Here is a 12,397-nt window from a genome sequence, read left to right as displayed (position 1 = left end):
GATTTACGTACCACCGTTTTCTGGGCACCAGCTGTAAAAACCAACGAAAATGGTGAAGCAACTATCACTTATTTTAATGGAGATAACAAAGCTGATATTTTGATCAAAGCCGATGGAATTACCGATAAAGGAGTGGCCGTATCGGCGAAAACAGGCTATAAAGTTCAATAACCATTCAGAGATAAGCTATTATGATCAAAACTATTATAATCTTCAGTTTCAGTTTATTCTTTGCTACACAGCTTTTCGCTCAGCGCCAAATGGAAAAACTGGGACGTGGTGTAATTGCTGTACGACAAAATAACGATTCTGTTTATGTAGGCTGGCGGATGTTGGGTACCGATGGCGATGACATTGCTTTTAACCTATACCGCAAAAGCGGAAATAATGAAGCCATAAAACTCAATCACGATCCGATTACCAAGAACACCAATTTTGTAGATGTAGGGGTTAAATTCGATCTTCCGAACAGCTATTTCGTAAAACCAATTTTAAAAGGCAGTGAATCGGAAGCCAGTAAATCTTTTACGTTGCCAGTCAAGCCACCTATTCAGCAATATTTAACTATTCCTTTAAAAACACCAGCTGGTTATTCGCCTAACGATGCTTCGGTAGGCGATTTAGACGGAGATGGTGAATATGAAATTGTGTTGCACCAAACTGGCCGGAGCAGGGATAATTCATCAAACGGTATTACCGATCCGCCGATTTTTCAAGCCTATAAATTAGATGGAACTTTTTTGTGGGAGATTAATTTAGGGAAAAACATCCGCGAAGGCGCTCATTATACCCAATTTATGGTGTACGACCTGGATGGTGATGGTATTGCAGAAATGGTATGTAAAACTGCTGATGGAACGGTAGATGGCAAAGGAAAAGTAATTGGCGATGCGACTAAAGATTGGCGCAATCCCAACGGTAAAATATTGGATGGCCCTGAATTTTTAACCGTATTTAGCGGTAAAACCGGAGAGGCATTAGCCACAACAGATTATATTCCTGCCCGTGGCAATATTGGCGCCTGGGGTGGTAGAGGTGGGAACGGAAAAAACGATAATACGGGTAACCGTGTAGATCGGTTTAATGCCTGTGTGGCCTATTTAGATGGGATCCATCCAAGTGTAGTGATGTGCAGAGGCTATTATGGCAGAACGGTTTTAGCAGCCTGGGACTGGCGTAATGGCAAACTAACTTCAAGATGGGTATTTGATACTAAAGATGCTAAAAACTCATTTTCTGGGCAGGGAAACCATAACCTAACCGTTGCAGACGTAGACCAGGACGGAAAAGATGAAATTATTTACGGTTCGATGTGTGTAGATGATAATGGAAAGGGATTGTACACTACGGGCTTAAGGCATGGTGATGCCATTCATGTTTCAGACCTTGATCCGGAACACCCAGGTTTAGAAGTTTTTGGTGTACACGAAATAGAAGAAGGTACAAAAGGCCCAGGAGCTGCGGTTTATGATGCCAAAACAGGCAAAATATTATGGGAAGGATCGCAAGACGAAGATGTGGGCAGAGGAGTAGCCGATAATATCGATAATACCCGTTTTGGCGCACAGATGTGGTGGTCGGGATCGAATGGATTATTTGATATCAAGGGCAATCGGATCGGTAATCAACCCCGATCAACTAATTTTTTAATTTATTGGGATGGTGATTTGTCGAGGGAACTTTTAGATGGTAATCGTATAGATAAGTACAATGTCGGGAGGATTTTTACGGCAGATGGAGCCGTTTCTAACAACGGAACTAAATCTACCCCAGCTTTAAGCGCTGATATTTTTGGAGATTGGCGCGAAGAATTGATTTTAAGAGCTGAGGATAATCAAAGTTTAAGGATTTATAGCACCACTATTCCGACCGAATACCGCAACTATACCTTAATGCACGATCCGCAGTACCGCTTAGGTATTGCCTGGCAAAATGATGGTTATAACCAACCACCACATACGGGGTTCTATTTCGGTTTCGGAATGAAGAAAGCACCAAAACCACACATAACTTTGGTAGAACCAAAAAAATAAACGAATCCGAAAACACACTATGACTAATAGCAGATTATATATTCTCATTTTTACATTTTTGTTTAGCTGCTATGCTACAATTGCAGTAGCGCAGGTAGTAAAAGAACAGGCGAAGGTAATAACACCTTTTGATCAGGACTGGAGTTTTAATCAAGGCGATGTTCAGGGCGCCGAAAAAGCTGATTTTGATCAAACCAAATGGCGGAAATTGAATGTCCCGCACGATTGGAGTATCGAAGGGGCTTACGATAAAGCCAATTTAACTGCCCGTGGCGGTGGCTATTTGCCTTCGGGCATCGGATGGTACCGCAAAAGTTTCAATCTTGATGAAAGCTTTGCGAAAAAGAAAGTAACGATCGAATTTGATGGCGTAATGGCCAATAGTGAGGTATGGATTAACGGGTTTTATCTTGGCAAACGTCCTTATGGCTATATTAGCTTTGCTTACGATTTGAGCAAACACTTAAAATTTGGTAAAGGCAAAACAAATGTCATTGCTGTAAAGGCTGATAATACTGTACAGCCTGCTTCGCGTTATTATACCGGTGCCGGAATTTACAGGCATGTGCGTTTAGTAGCAACAGATGCCGTTCATATTGCAGATTGGGGTGTTTATATCACTACGCCAGATGCTACCGCGCAAAAAGCTACGGTTAAAGTAAAAACAAACCTTATAAACGAATCTGCCCAAAGCACTCAGGTTATTGTAGAAACAGCTGTTTTAGATCCTGCCGGAAAAATTGTTAAAACTGCCCAGAGCAAGCAAACCATCGCTGCAGGAAAAAATATGAATATAGATCAGGATATTGTAGTGACCAATCCRAAACTTTGGAACCTGGAAAGTCCGGATTTGTATAAAACCTTAACCAAGATAACCGTAAATGGAAAAGTTATTGATGATCAGTTAAATACCTTCGGTATCAGGGCTTTTAAGTTTGATGCTGCAACAGGTTTCTGGTTAAATGACAAAAACTTTAAGTTAAAAGGAGCTTGCCTGCATCATGATGGTGGCGCAATTGGTGCAGCAGTGCCGTTAAGCGTGTGGAAATTCCGTTTAGAACGCTTGAAAGAAGTAGGGGTAAACGCCATCAGAACTGCTCATAATCCGGTTGCACCAGAATTTTTGGATTTATGCGACCAACTGGGCTTTTTGGTGATGGATGAAACATTCGATACCTGGAACTCGCCAAAAAACAATGGCGAAAAAGGTTATAATAGATTTTTTACCGAATGGTGGGAGCGCGATACGCGCGATATGGTGATGCGCGACCGCAATCACCCATCCATCGTAATTTACAGTATTGGAAACGAAATCCATGATGATTTAAACAGCCCGGAGGGATTCAAAAAATATAAGGATCAGCAGGATCTTATTCATCTGCTCGATCCAAGCCGTCCGGTAACCATGGCGCTTTTCCGTCCGGCCAATTCGAAGGTTTACACCAACGGATTTGCTGAAACTATGGATGTTGTTGGACAGAATTACCGAGAAAATGAATTGGTAGCCCTACACAATCAAAAACCAAATTTAAAAGTAATCGGCACCGAAAATACGCATGTAATTCAGCAATATTTGGCACTTCGCGATAATCCTTTTATGGCAGGCCAGTTCCTTTGGACGGGTTTTGATTATCTTGGAGAAGCCGATTGGCCCCAGATTACCAATGGACAGGGTTTGTTCGATAGGATTGGCAGTTGGAAACAGCAAAGTTTGCAGAAATAAAGGCAAAATAGTTTCATCAGAAGAACTTAAAACCGCAGGTCAGCCAGCTAAAATTGTATTATCAGTTGATAAAAACAAAATCAGTAACAGCTGGGATGACGTGGCTTTTGTAACCGCAAAAATTTACGATGAAAATGGAAATATTTGCCCAAATGCCGATCAACTGATTAAGTTTACCATTTCTGTCAGTGGAATTATCGATGCTGTTGACAATGGCAATATAACCAGTCACGAAATGTATAAAGCTACACAGCGACATGCTTACCAAGGTGTTTGTATGGCCTTTATTAAGGGTAATGGAGTTGGAACCATTGAAGTTAAAGCTGCCGCAGATGGRCTTGATGGTGCGGCTGTAAAATTAGAAGTGGGTAATAAATAATGTCGGTTTTCGAGACTGTGTAATAAATATAGATTTGTCATTCTGAGCCTGTCGAAGGACTTTTCTAAATATGCTTTAAGGTGTTTCGACAGGCTCAACATGACAGCACTCAAATTAACCAATAGTCAACATTGATAATAATAATAAAATGAAATTAACACCCATAAAACTACTTACCGCAATAGCCATCATTTTTATGGCTTCGGCATTTATAAAAGGCGATAAACCTGCATTACATACCATAGGCGATTCTACAGTCCGCAACTCGAACAAAGAAACCTGGGGTTGGGGAACACCGATTGCTTCTTTATTTGATACCACAAAAATCCATGTAGAAAATAATGCAATGGCCGGAAGAAGTACCCGTACCTTTTTATCGGAGGGCAGATGGGATAAAGTTCTGGAGACATTAAAACCGGGTGATTTCGTTACCATGCAATTCGGTCACAATGATGGAAGTGTTCCTGATACCACAAAAGCAGGTAGAAGAGGTGTGTTAAAAGGAACCGGCGAAGAAACCAAAGTATTAACCTGGCCAGATGGAAAGGTAGAAACTGTACATACCTATGGCTGGTATATCCGCAAATTTGTGCGTGAAACTAAGGCAAAAGGCGCCACACCGATTGTACTTTCGATGATCCCCAGAAATATTTTTAAAGATGGTAAAGTGGTTCGAGCCAATAACGATTTCGGGAAGTGGGCCGCTGAAGTTGCCAAAGAAGAAAATGCCTATTTTGTAGACCTGAATAAAATAACGGCTGATAAATATGATGCACTCGGCCCAGATAAGGTAAAACTCTATTTCCCTGGCGACCATACCCATACCAATTTAGAAGGCGCAAAAGTTAACGCCGCATCTGTTGTGGAAGGAATCAGGGAATTAAAAGATTGTAATTTGAAAAAGTATCTGCTTTAATAAAGGAGAAAGACTAAAGCTAAAAGACCATATAAATCCGTGTAATCCCACAATCGGTGTAATCATCCCGAAGGTTGTAATCCAACAATCGGTGTAATCACACCGAAGGCTGTAATAAATTAATCTGTGTAATCAATCCCGAAGGGCAATAATCATGAAATCAACAAAATACCTATCCCTCATTCTCTTAACTGCTTTTATTGTTTTTTCTTCCTGCATTATCTTAAAACAGCAGGTAAAACCCACTTTATTCCTCATTGGCGATTCGACCGTTAAAAACGGAAAAGGTAAGGGTGATGGTTCTTTATGGGGCTGGGGAAGCTTTATCGGAGATTTATTTAATTCCGAAAAAATCAATGTCGAAAATAATGCACTTGGCGGTACCAGCAGCCGTACTTTTCAAACCAATGGTTTGTGGGATGCGGTTTTGGCTAAGGTGAAGAAAGGAGATTTTGTGATGATGCAATTTGGCCATAACGATAGCAGCCCATTAGACGATACCGCCCGTGCCCGTGGTACCATAAAAGGCATCGGAACGGAAAGTAGAGAAATTTACAACCCGATCAAGAAAAAGCAGGAAGTGGTTTATACCTACGGTTGGTACCTGCGCAAATTTATCAGCGATATTAAAGCTAAAGGCGCAACAGCGATTGTATGTTCACCTATTCCACGCAATCCGGTTAAGGATAATGCTATAGTTCTGGCCAACGATAGTTATGCCAGCTGGGCCGAAGAGGTGGCAAAAGCCGAAAAAGTCGATTTCATTCCATTGAATCAGATCATTAAAGATAAATATGCTGCTTTAAGCGCGAGTGAGGTAAAAGCATTTTTTACCGAGAAAGACCATACACACACCAACGAAGCAGGAGCAAAGTTAAATGCAGCTGCTGTTGTAGAAGGCCTAAAGAAATTAAAAAACAATAAACTGAATAGCTACCTGAAATAAGCCATCGGGCAGGATACTACAGGATGCTTTCCTGCCAATATTGTGTTATTTTAACCGCCTAACCAAATACCAGCGGTGATAAACCGTTCAATTTTATGCAGATACAGGTTAACCGAGTTTTCAAAGTGCTGATAGGCATTGCTTTTATATTCTTAAGCATCACGCAGATGCATGCCCAAAGCATTTCGCTTGCTGGTAAATGGCGTTTCAAAATTGATGCTAAAGATGAAGGTGTAAAAGGAAAATGGTATTCAACTGTTCTCCCCGAATCCGTTAATCTGCCAGGCTCAATGGCCGAAAACTTAAAGGGCGATGACATTACCCTCAAAACAAAATGGACAGGAAGTATTTATGATAGCTCGTACTTTTTTCATCCCCGGTTAGAAAAATACCGTAAACCAGGTAATATAAAAATACCTTTCTGGTTAACGCCCGCCAAACATTATACAGGCGCAGCGTGGTATCAAAAAGATATCGAAATTCCTGCCAATTGGAAGGGTAAAAGACTAGTGTTATCCTTAGAATATCCCCATTCAGAAACAAAGGTTTGGATAGATGATATCGAAATCGGAACACAGTATACTTTTGTGGTTGCACAAAATTTCGAACTCCCAGCAAATTTAAAAGCGGGAAAACATACCATCACTTTATTGATCGATAACCGTATCAAAGCGATAAATGTGGGACAGGATTCACATAGTTTAACCGATCACACTCAAGGGAACTGGAATGGTGTAGTTGGAAAAATGGAGGTAATTGCCGGTTCGCCTGTTTATTTTGAAGATATTCAGGTTTATCCCSATTTAAAGAACAAATCTGCCAAGGTTAAAATTCAGCTTAAAGCCAATGCTAAACAATCTTCTACCGGGAAAATTACGCTTGCCGCTACAACTTTCAATACCAAAAATTCACTTCAGGTTAAGCCTTTAACAGCAGCTTACCAAATTACAAATGGTGACGGTGCTTTGGAAATCAATTTGCCAATGGGCGATAAAATAGCCACCTGGGATGAGTTCGATCCGGCATTGTACCGTTTAACAGCTACTTTACTATCGAAAGATGGCAAGAAAGATKAGAAAAAGGTACAATTCGGTATGCGTGAGTTTAAAGCCATAGGCAGAACTTTTGAAATTAATGGTCGCCCGGTTTTTTTGCGTGGAACCGTTAACAATTGCGAATTTCCGTTAACAGGTTATCCATCAATGGATGTTGCTGCATGGGTACGCATTTTTAAAATTTCAAAGGCACATGGGTTAAATCACATGCGTTTTCATTCGTTTTGCCCGCCAGAAGCTGCCTTTATCGCTGCAGATCAAATCGGCTTTTATCTTCAGCCAGAAGGACCAAGCTGGGCCAATCATGGTTCATCTATCGGAGATGGAAAACCGATTGATCAGTTTATCTACGACGAAACCAATCGTATGACCAAAAACTATGGCAATTATGCCTCTTTCTGCATGATGGCCTATGGAAATGAACCACGTGGCAAACAAGTGGATTACYTTACCAAATTCAATAATTATTGGAAAGCTAAAGATTCGAGAAGATTATATACCGGAGCATCAGTTGGTGGTAGCTGGCCAGTTATTCCGAACAACGAGTTTATGGTGCGTGCTGGTGCCAGGGGTTTAGATTGGGGCAGAAAACCAGAAAGTATTTCTACCTATGCCAAACAGATCGAACAGTTTACCGTGCCTTTTGTAGCACACGAAATGGGCCAGTATTGTGCTTTCCCTAATTTCGATGAAATAAAAAAATATACAGGTGTTTATCGTGCGAAAAATTTTGAGATGTTTCAGGAAGATCTTAAAGACCACGACATGGCCGATCAGGGACATGACTTTTTAATGGCTTCGGGTAAATTACAAGCCCTTTGTTATAAAAATGAAATCGAAAAAGCATTACGTACGCCGAATTACAATGGCTATCAGTTATTGTCGCTAAATGATTATCCAGGACAGGGAACAGCACTTGTAGGCGTATTGGATGCCTTTTGGGATGAAAAAGGTTATATCAGCGCTAAAGAATTCAAACGTTTTTCTAATAGCACAGTGCCTTTGCTAAAAGTTTCAAAGTTTGTTTTTACCAATAACGAAACTTTAGCAGCTGCGGTAGAAGTGGCACATTTCGGAAAGGCGCCTATTGAAAATGCAAAACTCTCCTGGACACTCAAAGATGAAAGCGGCACAAATGTGGCAAAAGGCAGTTTCAATCCTAAAACCTTAGCTGTTACCAATTGTATTGCCATCGGAGAAATTAAATTTCCGTTAAATGGTATTACAAAAGCAACAAAACTGAAACTGGAGGTTATCGTTGATGGAACTGAATTTGCCAACGATTGGAGTTTCTGGGTTTACCCTGCGCAATTGCCACAGGTTAAAAGCAATGTATATTACTGTACCAGTTTAGATGACAAAGCACAGGCCGTTTTGGCCGAGGGCGGCAATGTTTTTCTCAATGCAGCAGGCAAAGTGGTGAAAGGGAAAGAAGTGGTGCAGACTTTTCTGCCTGTTTTTTGGAATACATCGTGGTTTAAAATGCGCCCGCCACATACTTTGGGCATTTTATGTGATCCTAAAAACGCAGCTTTTAACAATTTCCCGACCGATTTCCATAGCGATATGCAGTGGTGGGAAATCGTAAACAAATCGCAGGTAATGAATCTCGAAGATTTTCCTTTAGGATTTAAGCCAATTATTCAACCAATTGATACCTGGTTTTTGAACCGCCGTTTGGCGCTGGTTTTCGAAGCAAAAATAGGCAAGGGTAAATTAGTGGTTTCGAGTGCCAACCTCTCACCTGATTTAAAAGAGGCTCCTGCTGCACAACAACTTTATTTCAGTTTACAGCAGTATATGATGTCTGCCCAGTTTAATCCAAAATATGAAGTGGCTTTTAACACCGTAAAAGATATCTTCGAAAGTCCATCGAAAATTCAGTTCGATACCTTTACAAAAGATAGTCCGGATGAGTTAAAAGTAAAACCAAAAACCAATTAAGATAAGCGAAATACCAACATGAAGAAATTTATATTCAGCTCCGTTATACTGTTCGGCATATCTGTCCAACTGCTTTTGGCACAGAAAATCCCTAATAAAAAAGAGGTTTTAAAAGTATTGAAATCAACTAATGCTTATTTTATGAATAAGTGGCCTGATGCCGGGAAATCAATCATAACCAACAGAGAGCGCCCAAGCAATATCTGGACAAGGGCAGTATATTACGAAGGATTGATGAATCTTTATAAAATCCATCAGGAAAAAGAATATTACGATTATGCCGTTCAATGGGGCCAAAAACACAACTGGGGTTTAAGAAATGGTATTACTACAAAAAATGCTGATGACCAGGCCTGTGGGCAGACCTATATCGATCTTTACCTGATTGATAAACAACCCGAACGCATTAAAGACATTAAAGCTTCTATTGATCTGGTAATCAAATCGGGCAAGGTAAACGATTGGACATGGATTGATGCGATCCAAATGGGAATGCCTGTTTTTGCCAAACTGGGTAAGTTATACAACGATACCGCCTACTACAATTACATGTACAAAATGTATATGCATTCCAAAAATACTGAAGGTGGTGGTTTGTACAATGCCAAAGATGGCCTTTGGTGGCGCGATAAAGATTTTGTGCCCCCTTATAAAGAACCAAATGGCGAAGATTGTTATTGGGCCAGAGGAAACGGATGGGTGATTGCCGCATTGGTGCGTGTGTTAGAAATTACCCCTGAAAATGAAGCTCACCGCAATGAATATTTAAAAACCTATCACGAAATGATCAAAGCTTTGGTGCCAATCCAACGCACTGATGGTTTTTGGAATGTAAGTTTACATGATGCGACACATTTTGGTGGTAAAGAAACTTCGGGCACTGCTTTGTTTGTATATGGTATGGCCTGGGGTGTAAATCAGGGTATTTTAGATAAGGCTACTTACCTGCCGATCATCACTAAAGCCTGGAAYGCTATGACGAAAGATGCTGTTCAAAAAAATGGTTTTATTGGTTATATGCAAGGAACTGGGAAAGAGCCAAAAGACGGACAGCCGGTAAGTTATACCAGCGTTCCCGATTTTGAAGATTATGGTTTGGGTTGTTTCTTATTGGCCGGAACAGAGGTATACAAGCTTAAAAAGTAATTAAAATGAATTTCAGAAATCTAGCTGGCTTATCGGTATTGATGTTGTTGTTCTTGCTGCCCAAACAAAGTACAGCACAAAGGATAGGCATTGCCGTTTCTGAAATTAACAGTGTTTCATCCTTCCCGATTGTGGGTGGAGGAAAAGCAGCCTCAATTTATATCGATGAAAATGATGCTGAAGTTGTTGGGATCGCTGCTGAGGCTTTTAAGGGTGATATTCACTTAATAACGGGAGCAACAAGTCAGGTTTTGAAAAATAACCCTGTTTTAAGTGCTTATCCCATTATTATTGGTACTGTAGGGCAGTCGTTTTACATAGATCAATTAATTAAAAGTGGGAAAATAAACAGGATTGCTTTATCCGGTAAATGGGAAACTTTTTCTATTTCAGTGATTGAAAATCCTTTAAAAGGAGTAAAAAGGGCCTTGGTGATTGCTGGTAGCGATAGACGTGGGACTGCTTATGGTGTTTTTCAACTTTCGCGGATGCTTGGTGTATCGCCGCTTTGTTGGTGGGCTGATGTGAAACCGGCAACAAAAAAATCGTTATACGTAAAAGCTGGTCAGCCTTTGGTAGAATCGCCATCGGTTAAATACCGCGGTATTTTTATCAATGATGAAGATTGGGGCATCCAACCCTGGGCTGCTAAAATGATGGATACCGATGTGAAAGATATCGGCCCAAAAACTTATACTAAAATATTCGAGCTGCTACTTAGGCTAAAAGCTAACTATATCTGGCCGGGGATGCATCCTTCAACCAAAGCATTTTATCATTATGCCAATAATCCCATAATGGCCGATAAATATGCCATTGTTTTAGGTTCGAGTCATTGTGAGCCGATGCTACGGAACAATGTTTTCGAATGGGCTGAGAATTTCGAGCACGAATATGGTAAAAAACCAGGCGAATGGCGCTACGATCTGAATAAAAATGAAATTGCAAACTATTGGACCGACCGTGTAAAACAGGCAAAAAATTACGAATCAATTTATACTGTGGGGATGCGTGGTATCCATGATGGCAGCATGCCCGGACCGAAAGATAAAAATGAAAAAGTGAAATTGTTGGGTGAGGTAATTGCAGATCAGCGTACCATTCTCAGTAAGAATATTACTAAACCCATAAGTTCTATCCCACAGATTTTTTGCCCTTACAAAGAGGTGCTTTCCTTGTATCAGGCCGGATTAAAACTGCCTGATGATGTGACCATTGTTTGGGCTGATGATAACCATGGTTATATCCGCCAGCTTTCGAACCCTGAAGAGCAAAAGCGCTCGGGTGGAAGCGGGGTGTACTACCATATTTCTTATTGGGGTGCTCCACAAGATTATTTGTGGCTTTCTTCAATTTCTCCATCATTAATTTCGTACGAGTTAAGCAAAGCTTACCAGTATAAAGCCGACCGACTTTGGGTTATAAATGTGGGTGATATTAAGCCTGCCGAGATGGAAACGCAGTTTGCCATGGATTTGGCCTGGAATGTAAACCAATGGAAACCCGAAAATGCGGATAAATATGCCGAAAGCTGGGCTGCTGAGACTTTCGGTACTGAATTTGCAAAACCCATTGCCGAAATAAAAGCAATTTATTATCGCTTGGCACAAGCCGCTAAACCTGAGCACATGGCCAGTGTTAGTTTTACCGATGCCCAGGCCGAAGAACGTTTGGCTGCATATCAAAAGATTTATGATCAGGCCAAAAGTTTAAATAATCAGATGCCAGCACGTTTAAAAGATGCCTTTTTTGAATTAATCCTGTATCCTGTTGAAGGTGCCATGCTGATGAACCAGAAGATTTTATATGCAAAGAAAAGTCTGGTTTTAGCCGCAAACGGCGATCAATCGGCTTTAAGTTATTCGAAAAAATCGAAGGGTGCTTTTGAGCAGATTCAGTTGATTACCGAAAAATACAATGAAGAAATTGCAGGCGGTAAATGGAACGGAATGATGAGCTGGAAACCACGCGATTTAGCCGTTTTTAAAATGCCAAAAGTGGCCGATGCTGTAACGACGAAATCATCAGACATTACCGAGAAATCTGAAAATAAAATTATTGTAGGTGCGGCTAAATATGCTGAAAAATCAGTGCCAAAGGGGCTATCTTTACAAACCCTAAAAGGACTTGGTTTGGGAGGCGATGGGATTTCTCTTTATCCTTTTACTTTTAAGCCATTCGGGGAAACAGCGCTTCAAAATGCCGCCCTCACTATTTACGAAGTTGATTTTAAAACCCAAGGCGAACACCAGATC

Annotated in this window: 8 protein-coding genes; all 8 read left to right on the top strand. The window is 40.7% G+C overall.

From position 1 onward, the window contains the following. Positions 1-191: 191 nt before the first annotated feature. Entirely contained in the window at positions 192-2,033 is a 1,842-nt protein-coding gene (locus tag AC1DND_RS11885; RefSeq protein ID WP_477581845.1) for a rhamnogalacturonan lyase, read from the top strand. 19 nt (positions 2,034-2,052) lie between these two features. Continuing rightward, a complete protein-coding gene (locus AC1DND_RS11880) occupies positions 2,053-3,756 on the top strand; it encodes a glycoside hydrolase family 2 TIM barrel-domain containing protein (RefSeq protein ID WP_477581843.1) in 1,704 nt (567 codons plus the stop codon). Then, positions 3,698-4,135 carry a hypothetical protein gene (locus AC1DND_RS11875; protein ID WP_477581841.1) on the top strand — a complete coding sequence of 146 codons (438 nt, stop codon included), beginning with the start codon at positions 3,698-3,700 and terminating at the stop codon, positions 4,133-4,135. Before AC1DND_RS11880 ends, AC1DND_RS11875 begins: the two co-directional genes overlap by 59 nt. Before the next feature lie 148 nt (positions 4,136-4,283). After that, the gene (locus AC1DND_RS11870) at positions 4,284-5,051 is read left to right on the top strand and encodes a rhamnogalacturonan acetylesterase (protein WP_477581839.1); all 768 of its coding nucleotides are present in this window, start codon (positions 4,284-4,286) and stop codon (positions 5,049-5,051) included. A 154-nt stretch (positions 5,052-5,205) separates the two neighbouring features. Then, positions 5,206-5,997: a rhamnogalacturonan acetylesterase gene (locus AC1DND_RS11865; RefSeq protein ID WP_477581838.1), complete on the top strand. Its 792-nt coding sequence runs from the start codon at positions 5,206-5,208 to the stop codon at positions 5,995-5,997. Between the two features lie 95 nt (positions 5,998-6,092). Beyond that, a complete protein-coding gene (locus AC1DND_RS11860; RefSeq protein WP_477581836.1) occupies positions 6,093-8,996 on the top strand; it encodes an exo-beta-1,4-galactosidase in 2,904 nt (967 codons plus the stop codon). Between the two features lie 18 nt (positions 8,997-9,014). Further along, the gene (locus AC1DND_RS11855; RefSeq protein WP_477581834.1) at positions 9,015-10,142 is read left to right on the top strand and encodes a glycoside hydrolase family 88/105 protein; all 1,128 of its coding nucleotides are present in this window, start codon (positions 9,015-9,017) and stop codon (positions 10,140-10,142) included. A 5-nt stretch (positions 10,143-10,147) separates the two neighbouring features. After that, positions 10,148-12,397, top strand: a 2,250-nt coding sequence (locus AC1DND_RS11850; RefSeq protein WP_477581832.1) for a glycosyl hydrolase 115 family protein, incomplete at its 3' end; no start/stop codon positions are given.

Source organism: Pedobacter sp. 01N416 (assembly GCF_056399685.1).
This window is presented reverse-complemented; position numbering and strand designations above follow the sequence as displayed.